The sequence below is a fragment of the Streptomyces sp. AM6-12 genome (assembly GCF_044327085.1).
In the GTDB taxonomy this organism is placed as follows: domain Bacteria; phylum Actinomycetota; class Actinomycetes; order Streptomycetales; family Streptomycetaceae; genus Streptomyces.
Window position 1 is genome coordinate 5,582,628 of sequence record NZ_JBIQWN010000001.1, and the last position, 23,649, is coordinate 5,606,276.

The following is a 23,649-nucleotide window of genomic DNA, read 5'->3' on the forward strand; positions in this document are numbered from 1 at the left end:
CGCTTGTGCACGCTTTCACGAGGGTCCCGTCCGGCGCCGTGCCGTCGCTCACTCCCAGCGGAAGAACTTCCCCGCCGCCGCGAGCCCCACGACCGCCCACACCGCGAGGATCCCGAGGTCCCCCCAGGGCATCCCGGCGCCGTGCTGGAGCACGTCCCGCAGGCCGCCGGAGAGCGCGGAGATGGGCAGCCGACCGAGGATGTGCCGGCCGGCCGCGCCGAACTTGTCCAGCGGCACGATGACCCCGCCGCCGACGAGCAGCAGCAGGAACACCAGGTTGGCCGCGGCCAGCGTCGCCTCCGCCTTCAGGGTGCCGGCCATCAGCAGCCCGAGCCCGGAGAAGGCGGCGGTGCCGAGGATCAGCAGCAGGAGTACGGCGGCGGGGTTGCCGTGCGGGGACCAGCCGAGCGCCAGGGCGACCACCGTCAGCAGGATCACCTGGAGCACCTCGGTGACCAGCACGGACGCCGTCTTCGCGGTCATCAGGGCCCAGCGCGGCAGCGGCGAGGCGGCGAGCCGCTTGAGCACGCCGTAGCGGCGCTCGAAGCCGGTGGCGATGGCCTGCCCGGTGAACGCGGTCGACATCACGGCGAGGGCGAGGATGCCCGGCGCGAGGAAGTCGACGGCCTTGCCCTTACCGGTGTCCACGATGTCCACGGAGCTGAACAGCACCAGCAGCAGGGTGGGGATGACGACCGTCAGCAGCAGCTGCTCGCCGTTGCGCAGCAGCATCTTCGTCTCCAGGGCCGCCTGCGCCGCGATCATGCGGGGCAGCGGCGCGGCCCCCGGCTTGGGCGCGTACGTACCCGGCGCGGTGGTCATGAGCGCAGCTCCTTGCCGGTCAGTTCGAGAAAGACGTCTTCCAGGGTGTGCCGTTCGACCGAGATGCGGTCCGGCATCACCCCGTGCTGGGCGCACCAGGAGGTCACGGTGGCCAGCAGCTGCGGGTCGATCCTGCCGGCGACCCGGTAGGCGCCCGGGGTCAGCTCGGCGGCCGTGCAGCCGTCCGGGAGCGCCTTGAGCAGGGAGCCGACGTCGAGGCCGGGGCGGCCGGTGAAGCGCAGGGTGTTCTCGGCGCCGCCCTTGCACAGCTCCTCAGGGGAGCCCTGGGCGATGACCTTGCCGCCGTCGATGATCGCGACGTCGTCGGCGAGTTGTTCGGCCTCGTCCATGTGGTGCGTGGTGAGGATGACCGAGACGCCGTCGGCGCGCAGGTCCTTCACCAGGTCCCAGGTGGCCCGGCGGGCCTGCGGGTCGAGGCCGGCGGTCGGCTCGTCGAGGAAGACCAGTTCCGGGCGGCCGACGACGGCCATGGCGAGCGCGAGGCGCTGCTGCTGGCCGCCGGAGAGCCGGCGGTAGGAGGTGCGGCCGCAGCTGCCGAGGCCGAGCCGTTCGATCAGGGCGGGCACGTCCAGCGGGTGGGCGTGCAGCTTGGCGACATGGCGCAGCATCTCGTCCGCGCGGGCGCCGGAGTACACGCCGCCGGACTGGAGCATCACGCCGATCCGGGGCCGCAGCTCGGCCGACTGCCGCACGGGGTCGAGGCCCAGGACGCGCACCGTGCCGGAATCCGGCTTCCGGTACCCCTCGCAGGTCTCGACCGTCGTCGTCTTGCCGGCGCCGTTGGGCCCGAGGACGGCGGTCACGGCCGCTCCGGCCTCCAGGTCGAGGCCGTCGACCGCGGTCTTCGTGCCGTACCGCTTCACCAGGGCCCGGACCTGGACGACAGGCTCACTTCGCATGGACCCGAGTCTAGGGAGAGCGCTCGCCGATCAGTCGCGGGGGTGCGGGAAGCCGCGCGCGGGGGACCGGCGGGCCCTCAGCCACTCCTCGGCGTAGGCCACGGCGTCCGCCACCGGGAACAGCCGGGCGTCGGCGGCGCCCACCTCGCCCCGTACGACGGGACGCGCCCGCTCGAAGTCGCGGCCCAGTTCCCCGAACGGCTCGGAGGTGATCGACACCTCGGTCACCGTCTCCCAGCCGCCGCCCGGCGCGGGCCGGCCGACCCGGACGAGCGGGCCGGGCACGCGGTATTCGGCCAGGTGGAAGGCGGTGCAGGCGTCGTAGCCCGCGCCGAGCAGCAGGACGCGGGCGCCCAGTTCCTCAGGCCGGGCCAGCGGGCTTCGCTCGCCGAGCCGGCAGTCGGGGGCGTGGCCCTCGGTGATCTCCCGCGCGCGCGGGCCGACCGCCGCGAAGGAGGTCTGCGGGTGCGCGCTGCGCAGGGCGCCGGGCCAGGTCCGCACGGTCTCCGGGATCACCCCGACGCCGCGGGTGGGGGTGGTGCGGGGGTCGTACGGCGGCATGGTGGCCCGGATCCGGTCCCACCACTGCTCGGGCACCGGCGGGTTCCCCCACAGGGCCGGGTCGGAGAGGTCGGCGGACTGGGCGGGGACGACCAGGGTGCCGTGGGGACCGAGGGCGTCGAGGAGGCCCTGGACGACCGCCACGGCCCCGCCATTCACCCATCCGAGGGAATTCAGGGACGAATGTACGAGGAGGGTCTCGCCGGGGGTGGCGCCGAGCAGCCGCAGCCCGGCGGCGATGCCGTCCCGCGTGACAAGAGGCCCGGTGGGAGGGGGTGTGGCCATGGCCGGGGAGTCTTCCGGAGGGGCGGCTGAGGTGCCACCGGATTCTTCGGCGGCCGGGCTGCGGATGATCGATCAGAGATCATTTCCGCAGGTCAGATTAGGTAGACCTAAGTGATGCAGGGCACCGTCGATGATCCGCACGGCGCTTGTCAGGCCCGGATGAATTACGCAACAATGGCGTTGTGAAAAACGTCGACGAGGCTCGGGAGGCCCTCACGGGGGCCCCGCAGGAGGAACTCGCGACCGGTGAGCGCTCCACGCGCAACCGCGTCGTGCGATCCATCCTGGACCACGGGCCCTCGACCGTCGCCGAACTCGCGGGCCGGCTGGGCCTGACCCAGGCGGCCGTCCGGCGCCATCTGGACGCGCTGGCCGCGGACGACGTGGTGGAGGCCCGGGAACAGCGGGTGTACGGCACGCGCACGCGCGGCCGCCCCGCCAAGGTCTTCGTGCTCACCGACTGCGGCCGCGACGCCTTCGACCAGTCGTACGACAAGCTGGCCGCGGACGCGCTGCGCTGGATCGCCGAGCACGAGGGCGGGGCCGACGCGGTCTCCGCCTTCGCCCGCGCCCGGATCGCCGCCCAGGCGAGGGCGTACCGCCGGGCGGTGGAGAGCGCGAGCCCCGACAAGCGTGCGGAAGCACTGGCCAAGGCCCTGAGCGCGGACGGGTACGCTGCTACGGCGCGCAGCGCACCGGTCGGCGAGCAGCTCTGCCAGCACCACTGCCCGGTCGCCCATGTCGCGGAGCAGTACCCGCAGCTGTGCGAGGCGGAGACGGAGATCTTCGCCGAGCTGCTGGGTACCCACGTCCAGCGACTGGCGACCATCGCGCACGGCGACGGCGTCTGCACGACGTTCATTCCCAAGATTTCCACTGACGCACCTGCAAGCACGGCCGGGAGGAACCCCGCATGACTCTCCCCACGGAGACTGCCCACCCTGAGCTCGAGGGCCTGGGCAAGTACGAATACGGCTGGGCCGACTCCGACGTGGCCGGTGCCTCCGCCCGGCGCGGACTGAACGAGGACGTCGTCCGCGACATCTCCGGCAAGAAGTCGGAGCCGGAGTGGATGACCAAGCTGCGCCTCAAGGGCCTGAAGCTTTTCGAGAAGAAGCCCATGCCGAACTGGGGTTCCGACCTCTCGGGCATCGACTTCGACAACATCAAGTACTTCGTGCGGTCCACGGAGAAGCAGGCGGAGTCCTGGGAGGACCTGCCCGAGGACATCAAGAACACCTACGACAAGCTGGGCATCCCCGAGGCCGAGAAGCAGCGCCTGGTCGCCGGCGTGGCCGCCCAGTACGAGTCGGAGGTCGTCTACCACCAGATCCGCGAGGACCTGGAGGAGCAGGGCGTCATCTTCCTGGACACCGACACCGCGCTCAAGGAGCACCCGGAACTCTTCAAGGAGTACTTCGGCACGGTCATCCCGGCCGGTGACAACAAGTTCGCCGCGCTGAACACCGCCGTGTGGTCCGGCGGCTCCTTCATCTACGTGCCGAAGGGCGTGCACGTGGAGATCCCGCTCCAGGCCTACTTCCGTATCAACACGGAGAACATGGGCCAGTTCGAGCGGACCCTGATCATCGTCGACGAGGGTGCCTACGTGCACTACGTCGAGGGCTGCACCGCGCCGATCTACAAGTCGGACTCGCTGCACAGCGCCGTGGTTGAGATCATCGTCAAGAAGAACGCCCGCTGCCGCTACACGACCATCCAGAACTGGTCGAACAACGTCTACAACCTGGTCACCAAGCGCGCCGTGGCGTACGAGGGCGCGACCATGGAGTGGATCGACGGCAACATCGGCTCCAAGGTGACGATGAAGTACCCGGCCGTCTACCTGATGGGCGAGCACGCCAAGGGCGAGACCCTCTCCATCGCCTTCGCGGGCGAGGGCCAGCACCAGGACGCCGGCTCCAAGATGGTCCACATGGCGCCGAACACCTCGTCCAACATCGTCTCGAAGTCCGTGGCGCGCGGCGGCGGCCGCACCTCGTACCGCGGTCTGGTCGAGATCGGCGAGGGCGCCCACGGCTCCAAGTCGAACGTGCTGTGCGACGCGCTGCTGGTGGACACCATCTCCCGCTCCGACACGTACCCGTACGTCGACGTCCGCGAGGACGACGTGTCCATGGGCCACGAGGCGACCGTCTCCAAGGTCTCCGAGGACCAGCTGTTCTACCTGATGAGCCGCGGTCTGACCGAGTTCGAGGCGATGGCGATGATCGTGCGCGGCTTCGTCGAGCCGATCGCCAAGGAGCTGCCCATGGAGTACGCGCTGGAACTCAACCGGCTGATCGAGCTCCAGATGGAGGGCGCGGTCGGCTGACCGCCCACCGCCCCACCATCACGCCACTGACCTGAGAAAGCGAGCAATACGACAGCCATGGCTGAGGCTCAGAACATCCCCGTGGGCGCGACCACCACGGGCTCGATCGCGGTCGCCGCGGAGTCGACCGTCGCCACACGCATGAGCGTCCCCCCGTCCTTCGACGTCGCGGACTTCCCCGTCCCGCACGGCCGCGAGGAGGAGTGGCGGTTCACCCCGCTGGAGCGCCTGCGCGGGCTGCACGACGGCACCGCCGTCGCCACCGGTGACGGCGTGAAGGTCGACGTGCAGGCCCCCGAGGGCGTCGTCGTCGAGACCGTGGGCCGCGACGACGCGCGCCTCGGCCGGGCCGGCACCCCCGTGGACCGGATCGCCGCCCAGGCGTACTCCGCCTTCGAGCAGGCCTCGGTCGTGACCGTGCCCAAGGAGACCGTGCTCACCGAGCCGGTCCGCATCGCCGTGCACGGCCAGGGCGGCACCGCCTTCGCCCACCAGGTGATCGAGCTGGGCGCCTTCGCCGAGGCCGTGGTCGTCATCGACCACACCGGTGACGCGGTGCTCGCGGCCAACGTCGAATTCGTGCTGGGCGACGGCGCCAAGCTGACCGTCGTCTCCGTCCAGGACTGGGACGACAAGGCCGTCCACACCGCCCAGCACAACGCGCTGATCGGCCGGGACGCGTCCTTCAAGTCGGTCGTCGTCACCTTCGGCGGCGACCTCGTACGACTGCACCCGCGCGTCTCCTACGCGGGCCCCGGCGGCGAGGCCGAGCTGTACGGCCTGTACTTCACCGACGCGGGCCAGCACCAGGAGCACCGCCTGCTGGTCACCCACAACACCCCGCACTGCAAGTCGAACGTCGTCTACAAGGGCGCGCTCCAGGGCGACGACGCGCACGCGGTCTGGATCGGCGACGTGCTCATCGAGGCCAAGGCCGAGGGCACCGACACCTACGAGATGAACCGCAACCTGGTCCTCACCGACGGCGCCCGCGTCGACTCGGTGCCGAACCTGGAGATCGAGACCGGTGAGATCGTCGGCGCCGGTCACGCCTCCGCCACCGGCCGCTTCGACGACGAGCAGCTGTTCTACCTGATGGCCCGCGGCATCCCCGAGCAGGACGCCCGCCGTCTGGTGGTCCGGGGCTTCTTCGCCGAACTCGTCCAGCAGATCGGCGTCGCCGACATCGAGGAGCGCCTGCTCGTCAGGATCGAGCAGGAGCTGGAGGCCTCGGTCGCATGAGTTTCGTACGCGCCTGTGGGCTGAGCGAGCTGACGGAGGGCACCCCCAAACGGGTGGAACTCGACGGCACGCCGGTCTCGGTCGTCCGCACCGAGGGGGAGGTGTTCGCGATCTACGACATCTGCTCCCACGCGAACGTCTCGCTCTCCGAGGGCGAGGTGGAGGACTGCCAGATCGAGTGCTGGCTGCACGGCTCCGCGTTCGACCTGCGCACCGGCAAGCCGTCCGGCCTCCCCGCGACGCGCCCCGTCCCCGTATACCCCGTAAAGATCGAAGGTGACGACGTGCTCGTCTCCCTCACCCAGGAGTCCTGAGGCATCCATGGCAACGCTTGAAATCCGAGACCTGCACGTCACCGTCGAGGCCGACAACGCCACGAAGGAGATCCTCAAGGGCGTCGACCTGACCGTGAAGCAGGGCGAGACGCACGCCATCATGGGCCCCAACGGCTCCGGCAAGTCGACCCTCGCCTACTCGCTGGCCGGTCACCCCAAGTACACGATCACCGAGGGCACCGTGCTGCTCGACGGCGAGGACGTCCTGGAGATGTCCGTCGACGAGCGCGCCCGCGCCGGCCTGTTCCTGGCCATGCAGTACCCGGTCGAGGTCCCCGGCGTCTCGGTCTCCAACTTCCTGCGCACCTCCGCCACCGCCGTGCGCGGCGAGGCCCCGAAGCTGCGCACCTGGGTGAAGGAGGTCAAGGAGGCCATGGAGCGTCTCCACATGGACCCCGCCTTCGCCGAGCGCAACGTCAACGAGGGCTTCTCCGGCGGCGAGAAGAAGCGCCACGAGATCCTCCAGCTCGAACTGCTCAAGCCGAAGATGGCGATCCTGGACGAGACCGACTCGGGTCTGGACGTCGACGCGCTGCGCATCGTCTCCGAGGGCGTCAACCGCGTCCGCGAGACGGGCGAGGTCGGCACCCTGCTGATCACGCACTACACGCGCATCCTGCGCTACATCAAGCCCGACCACGTGCACGTGTTCGCCGCCGGCCGCATCGTCGAGTCCGGCGGCCCGGAGCTCGCGGACAAGCTGGAGAACGAGGGCTACGAGGCATACGTGAAGGGTGGCGCATCCGCGTGACACAGCTGCCGGGCCTCCTCGACACCGAGGCGATCCGCAAGGACTTCCCCGTCCTGGACCGTGTCGTCCACGACGGCAAGAAGCTCGTGTACCTGGACAACGCGGCGACCAGCCAGAAGCCGCGCCAGGTACTGGACGCCCTCAACGAGTACTACGAGCGTTACAACGCCAACGTCCACCGTGGCGTGCACGTCCTCGCCGAGGAGGCCACGGCACTCTACGAGGGCGCGCGCGACAAGGTGGCGGAGTTCGTCAACGCCCCGAGCCGTGACGAGGTGATCTTCACCAAGAACGCCTCCGAGTCCCTCAACCTCGTGGCCAACATGCTGGGCTGGGCCGACGAGCCCTACCGGGTCGACCACGAGACCGAGATCGTCATCACGGAGATGGAGCACCACTCCAACATCGTGCCGTGGCAGCTGCTGGCGCAGCGCACCGGCGCGAAGCTGAAGTGGTTCGGCCTGAGCGACGACGGCCGCCTGGACCTGTCGAACATCGACGAGATCATCACCGAGAAGACGAAGATCGTCTCCTTCGTGCTGGTCTCCAACATCCTGGGCACCGTCAACCCGGTCGAGGCGATAGTGCGCCGCGCCCAGGAGGTCGGCGCGCTGGTGTGCGTCGACGCCTCCCAGGCCGCGCCGCACATGCCACTGGACGTCCAGGCCCTCGGCGCCGACTTCGTGGCCTTCACCGGCCACAAGATGTGCGGCCCGACCGGCATCGGCGTGCTGTGGGGCCGCCAGGAGCTGTTGGAGGACCTGCCGCCGTTCCTGGGCGGCGGCGAGATGATCGAGACCGTCTCGATGCACTCCTCGACGTACGCCCCGGCGCCGCACAAGTTCGAGGCGGGCACGCCCCCGATCGCGCAGGCCGTCGGTCTGGGCGCGGCGATCGACTACCTCCAGTCGATCGGCATGGAGAAGATCCTCGCGCACGAGCACGCCCTCACCCAGTACGCGGTGGAGCGCCTGGCCCAGGTCCCCGATCTGCGGATCATCGGCCCGACCACGGCCGAGGACCGGGGCGCCGCGATCTCCTTCACCCTGGGCGACATCCACCCGCACGACGTGGGTCAGGTGCTGGACGAGCAGGGCATCGCGGTCCGCGTGGGCCACCACTGCGCCCGCCCGGTCTGCCTGCGCTACGGAATTCCCGCGACCACGCGAGCGTCGTTCTATCTGTACTCCACGCCGGCCGAGATCGATGCTCTGGTCGACGGCCTGGAGCACGTACGGAACTTCTTCGGCTGAGAGGCGTGTCGAAAACCGTGAAGCTGGACTCCATGTACCAGGAAGTCATCCTGGACCACTACAAGAACCCGCACGGGCGTGGTCTCCGGGATGGCGACGCCGAGGTGCACCATGTGAACCCGACGTGCGGCGACGAGATCACCCTCCGCGTGAAGTACGACGGCACGAAGATCGCGGACGTCTCGTACGAGGGCCAGGGCTGCTCCATCAGCCAGGCCTCGGCCTCCGTACTGAACGAACTCCTCGTCGGCAAGGACCTGCCCGACGCGCAGAAGATCCAGGAGACCTTCCTGGAGCTGATGCAGTCCAAGGGCAAGATCGAGCCGGACGACGCGATGGAGGAGGTGCTGGAGGACGCGGTCGCGTTCGCCGGTGTCTCCAAGTACCCCGCGCGGGTCAAGTGCGCCCTCCTGAGCTGGATGGCGTGGAAGGACGCGACGGCCCAGGCGCTGGGTGGCGCCGAAGCCGAAAGGAAGACCGCATGAGCGACACCGTCGAGATGAAGCCGGCCTCGGAGGAGGAACTCCGCGAGGCCCTGATGGACGTGGTCGACCCCGAGCTGGGCATCGACGTCGTCAACCTCGGCCTGATCTACGGCATCCACGTGGACGACTCCAACGTGGCCACCGTGGACATGACCCTGACCTCCGCGGCCTGCCCGCTGACGGACGTCATCGAGGACCAGGCCAAGTCCGCCACGGACGGCATCGTCAACGAGCTCCGGATCAACTGGGTCTGGATGCCGCCGTGGGGCCCGGACAAGATCACCGACGAGGGCCGCGAGCAGCTGCGCGCACTGGGCTTCAACGTCTGACCCTGTCCGGTACAGGGCTTGCGCGAAGGGCCATGGCAGGAATGCCGTGGCCCTTTTCGCATGCTCTGGGGCAGCGCCCCCCGTCGTCGGCCGCCTGGTGTTCGCCGCCTCGTCACACAGTCGTTATGTACGGCCGTACACAGCCATATGTACACTCGTACGCATGGGATATCTGATGCTCGCCGGTGCCATAGCCGCCGAGGTGGCCGCCACGACGGCGATGAAGTACAGCCACGGATTCAGCAGGCTCGGACCCTCGCTGGTGACGGCGCTGGGGTACCTGGTGTCCTTCATGCTGCTGGCGCAGACGCTGAAGACGGTGCAGATCGGTACGGCGTACGCGATCTGGTCCGGAGTCGGGACCGCGGCCATCGCCGTGCTCGGGCTGCTGCTGTTCGGGGAGGGGCTCAGCGCGGTGAAGGTCGCCGGGATCCTGCTGATCATCGGGGGAGTGGTGGTGCTGAACCTCGGCGGGGCGAGCCACTGATGGGGCGGCGTTACGACCCCGACCGGCGGCAGCGGATCATCGACGCGGCGCTCCGGGTGGCCGGACGGGACGGGCTCGCCGGGCTGAGCCATCGCACCGTCGCCGCGGAGGCGGATGTGCCGCTCGGCTCCACCACGTACCACTTCGCCACCCTCGACGATCTGCTGGTGGCCGCCCTGTGCCAGTCGAACGAGGGGTTCGCCGCGGTGCTCGACGGCAGCGGGGTGCTGGACGACGCCGACCTCGCGGCCGGGCTCGCCCGCGCCCTCGGCGACTGGCTGAACGGCGATCGCCCCGGCGTGGAACTGGAGTACGAGCTGTACCTCGCCGCCCTGCGCCGCCCGGCCCTGCGGCCCGTCGCCGCCCAGTGGACCGAGGAGACGGCCGCGCGCCTGTCCGCCCGCGTCGACGCGGTGACGGCACGGGCGCTGCTCGCCCTGATGGACGGGATCTGCCTCCAGGTGCTGCTGACGGGCGGGTCGTACGACGAGGGGGGCGCGCGGGAGGCGCTCCGGCGGGTGATCGGCTGAACACGGCCCGGCGGGGCGAAGCCGACCGGCACGTGAGACACGGTTCGCCCCCGCACCCCGTGCCACGTTAGGTTTTGTCCCATGACCGACACTGCTTCCCGTACCACCGGTGCCGTCGCCGCCGGCCTCGCCACGATCGCCTCCGACGGCACCGTCCTCGACACCTGGTTCCCCGCGCCCGAGCTGGTCGCGGAGCCCGGCCCGGCCGGCACCGAGCGGTTGTCCGCGGAGCGCGCCGCGGAGCTGCTGGGCGGCGGCGCGACCGCGGCGACCGGCCCGGACGCCCGCCGGGGCGTCGAGGTGGTCGCGGTCCGTACGGTCATCGCCTCGCTGGACGAGAAGCCGCTGGACGCGCACGACACCTACCTGCGCCTGCACCTGCTCTCGCACCGCCTGGTCAAGCCGCACGGCCTGAGCCTGGACGGCATCTTCGGCCACCTCGCCAACGTCGCCTGGACCTCGCTCGGCCCGGTCGCCGTGGACGACATCGAGAAGGTGCGGCTGAACGCCCGCGCCGAGGGCCTGCACCTCCAGGTCACCTCGATCGACAAGTTCCCCCGCATGACGGACTACGTGGCCCCCAAGGGCGTGCGGATTGCCGACGCCGACCGCGTGCGTCTGGGCGCGCACCTGGCCGAGGGCACCACCGTGATGCACGAGGGCTTCGTCAACTTCAACGCCGGCACGCTCGGCACCTCGATGGTCGAGGGCCGCATCTCCGCCGGTGTCGTCATCGGCGACGGCTCGGACATCGGTGGCGGCGCCTCCACCATGGGCACCCTGTCCGGCGGCGGCAATGTGATCATCTCCATCGGCGAGCGCTGCCTGATCGGCGCCGAGGCGGGCGTCGGCATCGCCCTCGGCGACGAGTGCGTGGTCGAGGCCGGTCTGTACGTCACCGCCGGTACCCGCGTCACCATGCCCGACGGCCAGATCGTCAAGGCCCGCGACCTGAGCGGTGCCTCGCACATCCTCTTCCGCCGCAACTCGGTGACCGGCACCGTCGAGGCCCGCCCGAACAACGCGGTCTGGGGCGGCCTGAACGACATCCTGCACAGCCACAACTGACCTGCCCGTACGTCCCGAGCGCCCCTCACCCCCGCGGTGCGGGGCGCTCGGTCATGCGGGGGACAGGCCGGTCGCGAACTCCGTCAGTGCCGTGAAGTCGCGCTCGCGCAGGCCGATGCGGGGGTTCACATGGTGCAGCAGGGCCGGGGCCGGGTGGTGGTCGGCCACGAACACCGCGTCCTCGGTGCTCTGTTCGTCGTCCACCCAGGCGAACGGCCGGCCCGCGGCGTACGCCACGATCGCCTCCGTCTTCCAGTGCACCCCGTCGGGCCGGTACGCGAACAGGCCCGTACCGAAGTCGACGTACGGCAGTTCGGGCAGGCCGAGGGCGGGGGCGATCCAGTGGTTGGCCTCGGCCATCCAGGTCGTCGCCCAGCACAGCTCGTAGCCGAGGGCCAGCAGCGCCGGGCCGTGGGCCGGGTTCAGCCAGACCCGCAGGGGGCGGCGGGCGGCCAGGGGGACATGGATCGTCGTATACCCCTCGGGCGGGTGCTCCCGCTCGGCCGCGTACGGGTTCAGCGGACCGTCGACGTCCAGGAACAGCAAGGGGCGGCTCACGGGGACACGGTACGGCAGGCGGGGGGAGCGCGGATCAGGATTCGGTCAGTTCTTCGAGCCGCGCGAGCAGTTCGGCCGTCACCTGTGGGGAGGGGGGCAGCAGCGGGGCGCGGACCGGGCCCGCGGGCAGGCCGAGCCGGGACAGGAGGGCCTTGGCGGTGACCGTTCCGGGCAGGCCCGCGGACATCATCGCTTCGATCAACGGCATTGCTCTGAGCTGGAGTTGCCGTGCCCGCGCGGTGTCGGCCGCGTCGAAGGCGTCGAGGACGGCGCGGATGGGGCGCGGGGCGGCGTTGGCGACGGTGCTGATACACCCGGCCGCGCCGACGGCGTAGAGGGCGAGGTTGTGTTCGTCGCAGCCCGCGTAATAGGCCAAGTCCGTTCGCGCCAGCACCTTCTGGGCGCCGAGGAAGTCGTAGGAGCAGTCCTTGACGCCGACGATCCGGGGGTGGTCGGCGAGGCGGAGGATCGTCTCCGGGGCGATGCGGGTACCGGTGCGGCCCGGGATGTCGTAGAGCAGGACCGGCAGTCCGCTCGCGTCGGCGATGGTGCGGAAGTGGGCGGCGACGGCGTCCTGCGGCGGCCTGCTGTAGTAGGGCGGCACGACCAGGACGGCGTCGGCGCCCGCCTTCTCTGCCGCGAGGGCCAGTTCGGCGGTGTGCCGGGTGTCGGCGGTGCCGATGCCCGCGATCAGCGGGACCCGCGCGCCGACCGCCTCCCGTACGGCCGTGATCAGTTCCGCCTTCTCGGTGTCGCTGGTGGTCGGCGACTCGCCCGTGGTGCCGCTGAGGACCAGCCCCTCGCAGCCCTCCGCCACCAGATGCCTGGCCAGTTCCTGCGCTCCGGCCCGGTCCAGCGCGCCCTCCTCCGTGAACGGGGTGATCATCGCGCAGAGGACGCGGCCGAAGGAGGAGCGGCTGTGTGTGATCGTCATACCCGTTAGTGTCGGCAGGTCATCTGCTTAGCTCTACTTAATTTTTCTTCAAAATATCAGTAAGTTTGCTTACAGGTTCGAGTGTGGCGCAAGGTCGTGTGTCCAACTCGGCCGTTCATGGGTCACTATGGGCGAAGGGTCATCACCGACGTCAGCCATGGAGGCACCATGAAGCTCGGCAAGGCACTGGCCACCGGGGTCGCCGAGGAGCGGCCGCGGATCCATGAGGAAGAGACCCGGCAGCCCGTGGCGGACGCCCGTCCCGCACCGGCCGAGCCGGCCCGCGAAGAGGTTCCGGCCGGCCGATGAGACTGCGGCTCCCGGCGGAACGCCCCACGGAGCCGCCGACCGGCTACAAGATCGCCCACCCGGTGCTGTCCCAGGACGGCACTCGGGCGGGGTTCACCGGGGTGTCGCTCGGTGGTGCGCTTCCGTACCGGGTTCTCGACCAGGCGTCCTGCGTCTACGGCCGCAGGCACCGCCCGCCCGCGCGCCTGTGCGACTGCGGTTTCCACTGCGTCCACGACCGCGCCGCCGCCGACGCCCTGCGCTGCTCCGCCGAGCACCGCACCGCGCTGCTGCTCGAAGTCTCCGTGCTCGGCGCCTACATCCGCTTCGAGCGCGGATTCCGCTACGCCCGCCAGCGGGTGCGCACCGCCACCGCGGGCCCCTGCGCCTGCGGTGCCACCGCGGTCCTGCTGGCCGACGCCGGCTGGGGCCGGCCCGGCTGGCGCGCCCTGGCCCCCGGCTGCGCGGGCTGTGCACGCGGCCGTACGTCCGTCACCCTCGCGCAGTTCGCCCGGCTCGCCGGGGAGGGCCTGCGGGTGCGGGCGGACGGCGGCGTCCCGGCCGGGGACGTCGTCGGACCGGTGCCGGGCGCCGGGATGGGGGTGCCCGAACTGGTCGCCGAGGCAGCGCTGTTGCAGGCCCGGCTCGACTGGTTCCAGTCCCAGCTCGCGCGGCTCGGCGACCGCGGGACCGGGGGAGCCGAGCAGGGCTGACGCTCCCCGGCCCTGGGTACCCGGATGTTCCGTACAGGAAGGAGGCGGGACACCGTGACCATGACCTCGCACACGCGACCGCTCACGCGCCCCGCGGTCGACGGACACCCCTCCACGGGGGAACTCGTCAATCGCGCCACCGAGCAGCTCTCCCAGCTGCTGCGGCAGGAGGTCGCCCTCGCCAAGGCGGAACTGGCCCAGAAGGGCAAGCGCGCCGGACGCGGCGGCGGCATGCTGGGCGCCGCGGGCGCTCTCGGCTACGTCGGACTGATCGTGCTGGCCGGCGCGGCCACCGCCGCCCTCGCCCTGGTGCTGCCCCTGTGGGCGTCGGCGCTGATCGTCGCGGCCCTGCTGTTCGCCGCGGCCGCCGTCCTGGCCGTCACCGGACGCGCCCAGCTGCGCCGCGCCGGTTCGCCCATGCCCGAGGAGACCCTGGGCAGTGTCCGGGCCGATGTCGACGTGATCAAGGAAAGGGCACATCGATGACCCACAGGACCCCGCACGGTTCGGGCGCCAAGGGCCCCGACGAGCTGCGCGAGCAGATCGCGCAGACCAGGAACCAACTCGGCGACACCGTGGCCCAGTTGGTGGGCCGCGCCGATGTGAAGGGCCGCGCGCGGGCGCGGGCCGCCGATCTGAAGGACAAGGCCGGCGCCATGACCGTGCAGCTGCGCTCCAGCGCCTCCCAGGCCGGGCACGGCGCCCAGGGCCGGGCCGCGCACGCGGCGCACGCCGTGAAGGGGCGGGCCGCGCAGGCGGGCCACGCGGTGCAGGGGACGGCCGCGCGCACCGGACACACCCTGCAGAGCCGCGCCGGCCGGCACGACGGCCAGCCTCTGCGCGATCGCGCGCTGGAGGCTGGGCACCGCGTCCAGGACAAGGCCGCCGTGGCCCAGCGGCAGCTCGCGCCGCCCGCCCGCAAGGCTGCCGAGGGCCTGCGCGGGATGCCGCGGCCGGTGCTGATGGCGGGCGCCGCCGGGGCGATCGCCCTGATCGCGGCCGGGATGCTCAGGCGTCGGCGCGGCTGCTGACCGACCCGGCCTCCGGAGGGCTTCCGGCACCTGGCTCACCCTCTCACCGAAAACTCCGTCCGTCTGGACAAAAAAAGTTTTCGGTGGGAGGGTGGGCGCATGCTGGATGTGACCGTGATCGAGGACCCCGAGGCCGCGGCCGTGTCGCTGGACCCCGTCCGGGCCCGGCTGCTCGCCGAACTGGCCGCCGGACCCGCGTCGGCCGCGATGCTGGCCGGCAAGGTCGGACTGCCCCGGCAGAAGGTGAACTACCACCTCAAGACGCTGGAGCGGCACGGACTGGTCGAGCTGGCCGGGGAGCGCCGCAAGGGCAATGTCACCGAGCGGCTGATGCGCGCGAGCGCCGCGTCGTACGTCATCTCGCCCGCCGCCCTGCCCGCCGTGCAGCCGGACCCGGACCGCTTCCGGGACCAGCTGTCCGCGCGCTGGCTGCTGGCGCTCGGCGCCCGCCTGGTCCGCGATGTCGGCGCGCTGATCAACGGCGCGGCCAGGGCCCGCAAGCCGCTGGCGACGTACGCCCTGGACGGCGGGGTGCGGTTCGCCTCCGCCGCCGACCGCGCCGCCTTCGTACAGGAGCTGACGGCGGGTGTCGCCGCCCTGATCCGCAAGTACGACGCCCCGGACGCCGAGGGCGGCCGGGACCACCGGATCGTCGTCGCCCTGCACCCCGCGGTCAAGGACCGGCCCGCCGCCCTGGAACCCGCACCGGAAGCCGATTAGGAGCCCCGCCATGAGCAAGGAATTCGAGATCGTCCGCGAGTTCGAGGTCGACGTCCCGCCGGAGCGGGTGTGGGCGGCGGTCACCACCGGGACCGCGGGCTATCTGTGGCCGATGGACCCGCCCGAGCCGCGCGAGGGCGGCCGGGGACCGTTCGGCTCGACCGTCGTGGTCTGGGAGCCGCCCCACCGCTACGTCAACCGCAGCGAGGACGTGGGCATGCCCACGCAGTCGCTCAACCAGCTCGACCACACCATCGAACCCCGCGACGAGGGCCGCGGCGCCTACGTGCGCTACGTCCACAGCGGGATCTTCACCGACGACTGGGACACCCAGTACGACGGCGCGAACAAGCACACCGACTTCTATCTGCACACCCTGCGCGAGTACCTGACGCACTTCGCGCCCGCCCCGGTCGCCTTCGCGCAGGCGGCCGGGCCCGCCTCCTCGGCCGTACCTGAGGCGCTCGGCGCGGCGGCCCGCGCCCTCGGGCTGCCGGACGACGCGGCCGCGGGGACGAAGGTCCAGGTCGGCGGACCCGGCGGGCGGACCCTGGACGCCGTAGTCGACTACCGGACACCGGAGTTCATCGGGCTGCGCACCGGCAGCACCCTCGTCCGTCTCTTCGGCCGGGGCCGCTGGGGCGCGCCGCTCGGCGTCAGCGTGCACGACTTCGCGCCGGACGCCGATGCCGGGGCGACCGGGGCCGCCTGGCAGGACTGGCTGAACGGGGTGTTCAGCCAGTCCTGAACCCCCGGGGTCAGGGGCGGAAGCGCAGTACCTGCGGGTCGTGGTCGCTGATCTGGTCGTTGAACTCCGAGTTGATGTGCACGCTGTCGTACTGGAACTCGTCGCGGCGCACCGACGGGCTGATCAGGATCTGGTCCAGGACCTGCGAGTTGCCCTCGTAGTCGTAGGTGTAACGCTCGCTCCTGGGCAGCGACTTGATCGCCGACCACAGCTCGCCGTCACCTTCGAGGATCTTCGCGGTGCCGGAGAACTCGAAGTCGTTCATGTCGCCGAGGGCGAGCACGTTCGCGTTCTTCTGGATCTTCAGGATGTCCTTGACGAACGCGTTGACCTCCTGCGCCTGCGCGTGGCGCTGGGTCTCCGAGCTGCGCGTGACCGGCTGGTACTGCGCGGTCAGGCTCTGGTCGCCGCCCTTGGAGATCAGATGGTTGGCGATCACGAAGACGGTCTTGCCCTGGAAGACGAACTGGCCGACCAGCGGCTTGCGGCTGTCCTGCCAGGCGGAGCTGGCCGGGTCGATCCGGCCCGGCGAGGCGGTCAGCTGGGCCTTGCCGTGCTCCTTGACGACGCCGACCGCGGTGGTGGAGTCGCCGCCCGCGCGGTCCACGAAGGACACCCGCTCGGGGTTGAACAGGAACACCTGGCGGATGTTGCCACCCGGCTCGCCGCCGTCCTTGTCGTTGACCGGGTTGATGGAGCGCCAGTCGTACTTCGGACCGCCCGCCGCGACGATCGCGTCGATCAGCTTGTTCACGGTGACGCTCGCGTCGACCGTGCCGTCGTCCGTGGCGCCGTTGTCGTCCTGGATCTCCTCCAGGGACACGATGTCGGGGGACTGGAGGTTGTGCACGATGGCGGCGGCGTGCTGGTCGAACGTCTTGTCCGACGGGTCGAGGTTCTCGACGTTGTACGTCGCGACCGCGAGCTGCCTGGCGGTCTGCTTCTTCGTGGTCTCGCGCTGGAGCCCGCCGCTCTCGAGCGTCCCGAGCCGGCCGGCGACCAGGGTGTAGCCGCCGTACTGGTTGAAGTCCAGCGGGCCGGTGGTGGTGCCGGTCAGGGTGTCGCCGACGTTCGCCTTCGGGAAGTCGGCGGTGGTGCCCAGCGACTGGATCTGGAGACGGCCGGTGTTCTGCGAGTCGTAGGACCCGTAGACCGTGCCGCCGCGGCTGTCGCGGTGCTCGTACGGCTTCACCGTGACCCACAGCTCGCTGTACGGGTCGGTGGCGGTGACCACGCGGGCGTTGTTCACCTGGACGTTCATGCCCTCGAGGGACTCGTAGTAGTCCAGGGCGTACTTCTTGGGCTGGAGCGGCAGGTTGTTGATCGAGCCGCCGTCGGCGGGGTCGCCCTGCGGCGTGTACCGGCTCGGCACCGACCGCGCGTCGATGACGACCGGCGCCGGGACGGCGTTGCCGGTGGAGACGGTGGTGACGGTCGGCTTGGTGATCTCCGTGACGGACTGCTCACCGGAGGCGGCACCGCCGGGGACGTACTCGGAGACCGTGCCGGTCACCGTCACCGAGTCGCCGACCGCGACCTTCGGCGCCGAGCTGGTGTAGACGAATATGCCCTCGCTGGTGGCGGGGTTGTCGTCGGGCGTCGCGTCCTGGAACCAGAAGCCCTTGGACGAGCCGTAGGCGCGCGTGGCCGTGACGATGCCCGGCACGTCCGAAACCTTCTGCCCGGCGTACGGCGACAGGCGGGTGGTGCCCTGGATGTCGTGGATGCGCACCGCGTCGGCGTGCGCGGGAGAGGTGAGGACGACGGCCGACGCGGCGGAGCAGACGGCGGCGACGGTGAGCGCGGCGAGACGCGCGGTGGACCTGCTCGGCAAGGGATCCCTCCGGGGATGTTACGGGGCGCCGGGACGAGGTGGTTCGGGTGCGTGTGGAGGCTGTCGCCCTCCGTGACACGAACAGGGCCGGGTGAACGATCGTTCCCCCGACTTCTACGCGCGTCAATCTCCAGCCTGCGGACGGGACTTGTCAAGGTTTCGGCCATGTACCGGGGTTGACGGGAAGATGAACCGGGCGGCATGGGGCCAAACCCGTCTAGGCTGAGGGGCTGAGCACGTTTCACGGTCCGAGGAGATCCAGCCGATGTCAGACAGCTCCCCCCTGCCGCCCGTACGGCTGCACTCCGAAGCGGAGCTGGCGCACGCCGCGCTGTCGACGCCCCTGCTCTCGCGTGCGGCCCGGCTCGCCCGCTGGGCCGGGCCCGGCACCCGGGTGGACGCGGGCGGCAGCCTCGTCGAGGAACAGCTCCCCGCCGCCGCCGAGCAGCTCGGACTGACCGGCGACGACGCGGCCGCCTACGCCGCCGAGGCCTGGCGGGTGGCGCTGGACTCCGGCCTGGTCGAGATCGCCGACGAGGAACGCGGGACGGTCCGGGCGGGCGAGGCGCTGGCCCTGCTCACCGGCTCGCCGCAGGAGATCCTCACGGTGTGGCTCGCCGCGCTGGAGACCGTGCTGGCGGACGCGAGCGTGCCCGATCTGGACGATCTGGTGGACGCGCTGGACGAGGGCGGCGAGATCGATTTCGCGTCACTCGACTGGGACCCCGAGGCCGAGGCCGAGTTCCTGGACGGGGTGCTCGGCAACCTCTACCTCCTGACGGTGAGTGAGGACGGTGCCGGGGAGGGGCCGGTCCCGCTGCCCGCCCTCGCCGCGTCGATGATCGTGCCGGACGGCATGGGCGAGCCCACCGACGACGTCCTGGAGCAGGTCTCCGACGCGATGATGCGCCTGGACGACCAGTTCCGGACGCTGGAGCCGGTCGGTCTGGTCGAGTACCGGCCGGTGGACGAGGCGCTGATGGCCGACGCCGACGAGGAACCGGCCGCGCCGGTGGAGGAGGCCGACGTCTCCCGCTACGGCATGGTGCGCCTCACCCCGCTCGGCGCCTACGGGCTGCGGGCACGGCTGATGGAGGCCGGTTTCGAGGCCCCGGTGGTCGGCGAACTCGCCGACAAAGGGGCGGACGTGCTGCTCGACGGCACCGCCGCGTTCGGTGCCTCGGCCGCTCTCGCCGAGACGGAGCTGTGGCTGAACCGGCGCGAACCCCTGTCCGCCGCACGGGAGTTGCTGGCCGCGGCGCGGGGCACCGACGCCGGGGGGCCGCTGCGCCGGCTGCGCTGTCAGCAGGCGCTGTCCCTGGCCGGCGGGGAGGCGGAGCCCGCGCTGCGGGAGGTGCTGGACGATCCCGAACTCGGCGGCCTCGCACGGGTGTGGCTGAGCGAGCGGGGCGCGGCCGATGTGCCCGCGCCCTCCCAGGACCTGGTGTTCTGGCTGACCATCGACACCGTCGCCGCCCAACTGGCCGCCGAGGGCAACTCCGAGGAGCTCCAGGCCCTGGTGGAGGGGCTTGCCGAGCAGCACAGCGGGTTCTTCGCGGCCGCGTGGCGGGTGGAGCACCCGGCGACGGCCGAGGTGCTGGAGGCGATGGGACGGCTGCATCCGGACAAGAAGGTGGCCAAGCAGGCCCGCAAGGCGGCGTTCAAGGCGCGGTCGCAGCAGGGGGGTTGAGCGGCGGGGCGGGATGACCCGCGCGGGGGTGAGGTGGCCGGGCCGTAGCGGGGTGAGCGCGGCCCGGTGGCAGTGGCGGGCGGGGCGGCTCTGGCGGGTCGGGTGGCCGTGCGGGGCCGAGCGCCGTCGGCCGCCGGTGGGGTGGCTGGGCGTCGTCGCGGTGGAGGGTGGGGACGGCCGGGCCGCTGTGCGGTAGCAGCCGTAGGTGCTCCGTGTGGCGGATCCGTGGCGCGAGCCGTGTCGGTGCGTCGGTCCGGCGCGGTGCTTGGTTCGTCCTTGGGGTGGTGTATACGGTTTCTTGAACATGGGTGGCTGTGGTGGCCCCGCGTTCAACTGCCGTTCAGACACCGCCGGGAGCGTGTGCGCCGAACGAGGTCCGCCGCCCTCCACGGCACACCCATCCGTCACAGGAGACACCATGTCGCTCACCCGCAGGGACTTCGCCAGAACCTCCGCGATCACCGGTGCCGGGATCGCCCTGGCGGGCAGCGCCGGTGTGCTCGCCACCGCGCCGAACGCCCTCGCGTCCACGGAGACCGACACCGCGCCGGCCCACGGACACGGCCACGGCGATGGTCATCCCGCCGTCGGCTACGGCCCCCTGAAGTCCGACCCCGAGGGCATCCTCGCGCTGCCCGCCGGCTTCAGCTACCAGATCATCACCTACAGCGGCAGGACCCGCCTGGAGTCGGGCGAGTTCACGCCGTCCAACCACGACGGCACCTCCACCTTCGAGGGTCCCCGCGGCACCACCCTCCTCGTCAACAACCACGAGCTGGCGGGCCCGCGTGCCAAGTGGACCTACCCGGTGCCGCTCACCGAGGGCCTGGTGTACGACCCCGCCGCGGCCGGCGGCTGCACGGTGGTCGAGGTGCGCCGCGACCACGTCGCCGAGTGGGTCGGCATCGCCGGCACCTCCACCAACTGCGCGGGCGGCAACACCCCCTGGGGCACCTGGCTGACATGCGAGGAGACCGAGGACAAGGCCGGCCAGAACGGCATGACCAAGGACCACGGCTACGTCTTCGAGGTGGACCCGGCCGACCGCCGGGCCAACCGCGCCCCCAAGCCGGTCAAGGCGCTGGGCCGGTACGCCCACGAGGCCGTCGTGGTCGACCCCAGGCGCGGCCACCTCTTCCTCACCGAGGACGCCGCGGGCCCCAACGGCCTGCTCTACCGCTGGACCCCGCCGGCCGGGTTCCGCCACGGGCGCGGCAGGCTGCGCACTCTCGCCGACGACGCGGGCGTGCTCCAGGCCTTCAAGTGCTTCGACTCCGGCGGCCGGTTCGTGGACGACCTCTCCCGCGCCACGAGGACCGGCACGGTCTACGGCGTCGACTGGGTGGACGTGCCCGACCGCGACGCCCGGCAGGTCTCCACCCGCAAGCAGTTCGGCGAGGGCCAGGTCACCCGCGCCCGCGAGCTGGAGGGCATGTGGTGGGGTGACGGCGGCGTCTACGTCGTCTCCTCCTTCGCCCGCGCGGAGAGCCCCCTCCAGCACGACGGCCAGGTCTGGTTCTACGACCCCCGGCGCCGGACCCTCACCCTCAAGGTGCTGCTCGGCGTGAACCCGGATCCGGGCGAGGACGGCGCGTTCGACGGCCCGGACAACATCACCGTCTCGCCGTACGGCGGGCTGGTCATCGCCGAGGACGGCGAGGGCGTCCAGCATCTGTTCGGCGCCACCGACAGCGGCCGCACCTACCCGATTGCGCGCAACGAGCTGAACATCGGCACCGAACAGGAGCCGGAGTACAGCGAGTTCACCGGCGTCACCTTCTCTCCCGACGGGCGGACCCTGTACGCCAACATCCAGACGCCGGGCATCATGCTCGCCATCACCGGGCCCTGGAAGCGGCAGAAGAAGTAGGGCCCGCAGGGGGGCGTTTAATTCCCTCGCCCGACCCGCGGCCGTCCGCCTAGAGTGCTGCCTGTCCAGGTGCGACAGGCAGGACCTACTTCCTTTCTTCGAGGTGGAGGCCGCGGGTTCGACTCCCGCCATCGGCACTCGGTGCCGGGTAGCTCAGTGGCAGAGCGCCAGCCGTCGGTTCAGCCGCCCTTGATCTCTGGACACCGCACTTCTTTCACGCACCCGAGGGTGTCGGAATTCGGGGGAATTCACCATGGCGCGATTCAACACGCGTGCCGTCAAGGCGCAGCCGCGCTCCGCGGTGACCACGACCGGCCGCACCCTGCGCACCCACGAGGGCGCCGGCGGCCGCGAGCGCGACGAGCGTTCGGAACTCTTCCTCCTCGCCGTCTCCCATCTCGTCTCGCAGGACACCTTCTACGAGTCCGGCGAGGACCGCGACGACCGCTTCGCCCGGCTCGTGCGCGACCTCGCCGTGCGCGACCCCGAGTGGACCGCCGGACTGCTGCGCTGGCTGCGCGGCGAGGGCAACATGCGTACGGCGTCCATCGTGGGCGCCGCCGAGTACGTGCACGCGCGGCTGACCGCGGGCGCGACCGGCGGACCCACCGGCCGGCAGGTCGTGGACCACGTACTGCAACGGTCCGACGAGCCGGGCGAGTTGCTCGCCTACTGGGTGTCGCGGTACGGCCGCGCCGTGCCCAAGCCCGTCAAGCGGGGGATCGCGGACGCCGTGCGACGGCTGTACCACCCCAAGGCGCTGCTGAAGTACGACACCGCGTCCAAGGGCTACCGCTTCGGCGACATCCTCAACCTCGTGCACGCCTCGCCGGACCCGGACAAGCCGTGGCAGGGCGGGCTGTTCCGGTACGCGCTCGACCGGCGGCACCACCCGGAGACGGCCGTGCCGCCGGCCGCGCTGCCCATGCTCACCGCCCGCCGTGAGCTGATGGCGCTGCCGGTCGCCGAGCGGCGGGCGGTCGTCACCTCACCGGGCGGCGCCGAGCGGCTCGCGGCGGCCGGGATCACCTGGGAGGCGCTGGCCGGCTGGCTCCAGGGCCCGCTGGACAAGGCGGCCTGGGAAGCGGTGATCCCGTCCATGGGCGCGATGGCGCTCGTGCGCAACCTCCGCAACTTCGACGAGGCGGGGGTGTCCGACTCCGTGGCCGAGCGGGTCGCGGCCCGGATCAGTGACCCCGAAGAGGTGGCGCGCTCGCGGCAGTTCCCCTTCCGCTACCTCGCCGCGTACCAGCACGCGCCCTCGCTGCGGTGGGCGTATCCGCTGGAGCGGGCGCTCGGCCACTCGCTGGCGAACGTGCCCGTGCTGCCGGGGCGCACGCTCGTCCTGGTCGACCGGTCCGGGTCCATGTTCTGGGCGGCGTCCAGGACCGGCTCCCGGCTGACCCGCGCCGACGCGGCGGCGGTCTTCGGTACGGCACTGGCGGTGCGGGCGGCGTCCGCGGACCTGGTCGAGTTCGGGTCGACGAGCGCGCAGGTCGGCTTCCGGCGCGGGGAGTCCGTGCTCAGGGTCCTGGAGCGGTTCGGGGATCTCGGGGGCACGGACACCACCGGGGCGATCCGGCGGCACTACCGCGGCCACGACCGGGTGGTGATCGTCACCGACGAGCAGTACGCCGGGGACCGCCACGGCGAGCCGGCGGACCAGATCCCGGCGGACGTGCCGGTCTACACCTGGAACCTGGAGGGCTACCGCGCCGGTCACGGGCCCTCCGGCTCCGCCCACCGGCACACCTTCGGCGGCCTGTCGGACTCCGCCTTCCGGATGATCCCGCTGCTGGAGGCGGCGCGGGACGCGCGCTGGCCCTGGCAGTAGCGGCCCGGAGGGGCGCGGGGAGCCGC

Annotated in this window: 26 protein-coding genes; 20 read left to right on the plus strand and 6 right to left on the minus strand. The window is 71.4% G+C overall.

What is annotated here, in order from left to right; translation table 11 throughout:
* Positions 1-48: 48 nt before the first annotated feature.
* Genes ACE4Q9_RS25360 through ACE4Q9_RS25370 form a run of 3 tightly spaced genes read right to left on the minus strand, consistent with a single transcriptional unit; the run spans position 49 to position 2,588 of the window.
* The gene (locus tag ACE4Q9_RS25360) at positions 49-822 is read right to left on the minus strand and encodes an ABC transporter permease (RefSeq protein ID WP_397986540.1); all 774 of its coding nucleotides are present in this window, start codon (positions 820-822) and stop codon (positions 49-51) included.
* A complete protein-coding gene (locus tag ACE4Q9_RS25365) occupies positions 819-1,742 on the minus strand; it encodes an ABC transporter ATP-binding protein (protein ID WP_397986541.1) in 924 nt (307 codons plus the stop codon). The genes ACE4Q9_RS25360 and ACE4Q9_RS25365 overlap by 4 nt, the downstream gene beginning before the upstream one ends.
* Before the next feature lie 30 nt (positions 1,743-1,772).
* A complete protein-coding gene (locus ACE4Q9_RS25370; protein WP_397986542.1) occupies positions 1,773-2,588 on the minus strand; it encodes an aminoglycoside N(3)-acetyltransferase in 816 nt (271 codons plus the stop codon).
* 182 nt (positions 2,589-2,770) lie between these two features.
* Between ACE4Q9_RS25370 and ACE4Q9_RS25375 the strand changes: the two genes are divergently transcribed.
* The 11 genes from ACE4Q9_RS25375 (at position 2,771) to dapD (ending at position 11,403) form a co-directional block, all read left to right on the plus strand.
* Positions 2,771-3,505: a helix-turn-helix transcriptional regulator gene (locus ACE4Q9_RS25375; RefSeq protein ID WP_397986543.1), complete on the plus strand. Its 735-nt coding sequence runs from the start codon at positions 2,771-2,773 to the stop codon at positions 3,503-3,505.
* Positions 3,502-4,923 carry a Fe-S cluster assembly protein SufB gene (gene sufB, locus ACE4Q9_RS25380; RefSeq protein ID WP_355323241.1) on the plus strand — a complete coding sequence of 474 codons (1,422 nt, stop codon included), beginning with the start codon at positions 3,502-3,504 and terminating at the stop codon, positions 4,921-4,923. Before ACE4Q9_RS25375 ends, sufB begins: the two co-directional genes overlap by 4 nt.
* Before the next feature lie 57 nt (positions 4,924-4,980).
* Positions 4,981-6,165 carry a Fe-S cluster assembly protein SufD gene (gene sufD / locus ACE4Q9_RS25385; RefSeq protein ID WP_397986544.1) on the plus strand — a complete coding sequence of 395 codons (1,185 nt, stop codon included), beginning with the start codon at positions 4,981-4,983 and terminating at the stop codon, positions 6,163-6,165.
* On the plus strand, positions 6,162-6,479 hold the full coding sequence (locus ACE4Q9_RS25390) for a bifunctional 3-phenylpropionate/cinnamic acid dioxygenase ferredoxin subunit (protein WP_397986545.1): 318 nt from the start codon (positions 6,162-6,164) through the stop codon (positions 6,477-6,479). Before sufD ends, ACE4Q9_RS25390 begins: the two co-directional genes overlap by 4 nt.
* Before the next feature lie 7 nt (positions 6,480-6,486).
* On the plus strand, positions 6,487-7,251 hold the full coding sequence (sufC, locus tag ACE4Q9_RS25395; RefSeq protein ID WP_128789526.1) for a Fe-S cluster assembly ATPase SufC: 765 nt from the start codon (positions 6,487-6,489) through the stop codon (positions 7,249-7,251).
* Complete coding sequence (locus ACE4Q9_RS25400) at positions 7,248-8,504, plus strand: cysteine desulfurase (RefSeq protein ID WP_397986546.1); 1,257 nt, start codon at positions 7,248-7,250, stop codon at positions 8,502-8,504. The genes sufC and ACE4Q9_RS25400 overlap by 4 nt, the downstream gene beginning before the upstream one ends.
* A gap of 17 nt (positions 8,505-8,521) precedes the next feature.
* Positions 8,522-8,989 carry a Fe-S cluster assembly sulfur transfer protein SufU gene (sufU, locus tag ACE4Q9_RS25405; RefSeq protein WP_037656711.1) on the plus strand — a complete coding sequence of 156 codons (468 nt, stop codon included), beginning with the start codon at positions 8,522-8,524 and terminating at the stop codon, positions 8,987-8,989.
* Positions 8,986-9,318, plus strand: a complete 333-nt coding sequence (locus tag ACE4Q9_RS25410; RefSeq protein ID WP_037656710.1) for a metal-sulfur cluster assembly factor — start codon at positions 8,986-8,988, stop codon at positions 9,316-9,318. The genes sufU and ACE4Q9_RS25410 overlap by 4 nt, the downstream gene beginning before the upstream one ends.
* 163 nt (positions 9,319-9,481) lie before the next feature.
* Entirely contained in the window at positions 9,482-9,805 is a 324-nt protein-coding gene (locus ACE4Q9_RS25415) for a DMT family transporter (RefSeq protein WP_397986547.1), read from the plus strand.
* The gene (locus ACE4Q9_RS25420) at positions 9,805-10,335 is read left to right on the plus strand and encodes a TetR/AcrR family transcriptional regulator (protein ID WP_397986548.1); all 531 of its coding nucleotides are present in this window, start codon (positions 9,805-9,807) and stop codon (positions 10,333-10,335) included. Before ACE4Q9_RS25415 ends, ACE4Q9_RS25420 begins: the two co-directional genes overlap by 1 nt.
* Positions 10,336-10,416: 81 nt before the next feature.
* Positions 10,417-11,403, plus strand: a complete 987-nt coding sequence (gene dapD, locus ACE4Q9_RS25425; RefSeq protein WP_397986549.1) for a 2,3,4,5-tetrahydropyridine-2,6-dicarboxylate N-succinyltransferase — start codon at positions 10,417-10,419, stop codon at positions 11,401-11,403.
* A 51-nt stretch (positions 11,404-11,454) separates the two neighbouring features.
* On the opposite strand, the gene ACE4Q9_RS25430 is transcribed toward dapD, so the two are convergent.
* Positions 11,455-11,961 (minus strand): hypothetical protein, encoded by a 507-nt coding sequence (locus ACE4Q9_RS25430; protein ID WP_397986550.1) that lies wholly within the window; start codon positions 11,959-11,961, stop codon positions 11,455-11,457.
* Positions 11,962-11,995: 34 nt separating this feature from the next.
* Complete coding sequence (dapA, locus tag ACE4Q9_RS25435) at positions 11,996-12,895, minus strand: 4-hydroxy-tetrahydrodipicolinate synthase (protein WP_397986551.1); 900 nt, start codon at positions 12,893-12,895, stop codon at positions 11,996-11,998.
* A gap of 168 nt (positions 12,896-13,063) precedes the next feature.
* On the opposite strand from dapA, the gene ACE4Q9_RS25440 reads away from it, so the two are divergent.
* The 6 genes from ACE4Q9_RS25440 to ACE4Q9_RS25465 all read left to right on the plus strand — a co-directional run bounded on the left by ACE4Q9_RS25440 (position 13,064) and on the right by ACE4Q9_RS25465 (position 16,395).
* Positions 13,064-13,204 (plus strand): hypothetical protein, encoded by a 141-nt coding sequence (locus ACE4Q9_RS25440; RefSeq protein WP_397986552.1) that lies wholly within the window; start codon positions 13,064-13,066, stop codon positions 13,202-13,204.
* Positions 13,201-13,896, plus strand: coding sequence for a hypothetical protein (locus ACE4Q9_RS25445; protein WP_397986553.1), 696 nt, complete (start codon positions 13,201-13,203; stop codon positions 13,894-13,896). Before ACE4Q9_RS25440 ends, ACE4Q9_RS25445 begins: the two co-directional genes overlap by 4 nt.
* Positions 13,897-13,956: 60 nt before the next feature.
* On the plus strand, positions 13,957-14,382 hold the full coding sequence (locus ACE4Q9_RS25450) for a phage holin family protein (protein WP_397987323.1): 426 nt from the start codon (positions 13,957-13,959) through the stop codon (positions 14,380-14,382).
* A complete protein-coding gene (locus ACE4Q9_RS25455; protein ID WP_397986554.1) occupies positions 14,379-14,927 on the plus strand; it encodes a DUF3618 domain-containing protein in 549 nt (182 codons plus the stop codon). The genes ACE4Q9_RS25450 and ACE4Q9_RS25455 overlap by 4 nt, the downstream gene beginning before the upstream one ends.
* Positions 14,928-15,026: 99 nt before the next feature.
* Complete coding sequence (locus ACE4Q9_RS25460; protein WP_397986555.1) at positions 15,027-15,647, plus strand: ArsR/SmtB family transcription factor; 621 nt, start codon at positions 15,027-15,029, stop codon at positions 15,645-15,647.
* Between the two features lie 10 nt (positions 15,648-15,657).
* Positions 15,658-16,395 (plus strand): SRPBCC domain-containing protein, encoded by a 738-nt coding sequence (locus tag ACE4Q9_RS25465; RefSeq protein WP_397986556.1) that lies wholly within the window; start codon positions 15,658-15,660, stop codon positions 16,393-16,395.
* A gap of 10 nt (positions 16,396-16,405) precedes the next feature.
* Here the strand turns inward: ACE4Q9_RS25465 and ACE4Q9_RS25470 are convergent, their stop codons facing one another.
* On the minus strand, positions 16,406-18,229 hold the full coding sequence (locus ACE4Q9_RS25470; RefSeq protein ID WP_397986557.1) for an endonuclease/exonuclease/phosphatase family protein: 1,824 nt from the start codon (positions 18,227-18,229) through the stop codon (positions 16,406-16,408).
* Between the two features lie 265 nt (positions 18,230-18,494).
* Here ACE4Q9_RS25470 and ACE4Q9_RS25475 point away from each other — a divergent pair, with 265 nt between their 5' ends.
* The 3 genes from ACE4Q9_RS25475 (at position 18,495) to ACE4Q9_RS25485 (ending at position 23,623) form a co-directional block, all read left to right on the plus strand.
* Positions 18,495-19,919 (plus strand): hypothetical protein, encoded by a 1,425-nt coding sequence (locus ACE4Q9_RS25475; RefSeq protein WP_397986558.1) that lies wholly within the window; start codon positions 18,495-18,497, stop codon positions 19,917-19,919.
* Positions 19,920-20,337: 418 nt separating this feature from the next.
* Positions 20,338-21,789 (plus strand): alkaline phosphatase PhoX, encoded by a 1,452-nt coding sequence (locus ACE4Q9_RS25480; protein WP_397986559.1) that lies wholly within the window; start codon positions 20,338-20,340, stop codon positions 21,787-21,789.
* 253 nt (positions 21,790-22,042) lie between these two features.
* Entirely contained in the window at positions 22,043-23,623 is a 1,581-nt protein-coding gene (locus tag ACE4Q9_RS25485; protein WP_397986560.1) for a TROVE domain-containing protein, read from the plus strand.
* The last annotated feature ends 26 nt before the right edge of the window (positions 23,624-23,649 follow it).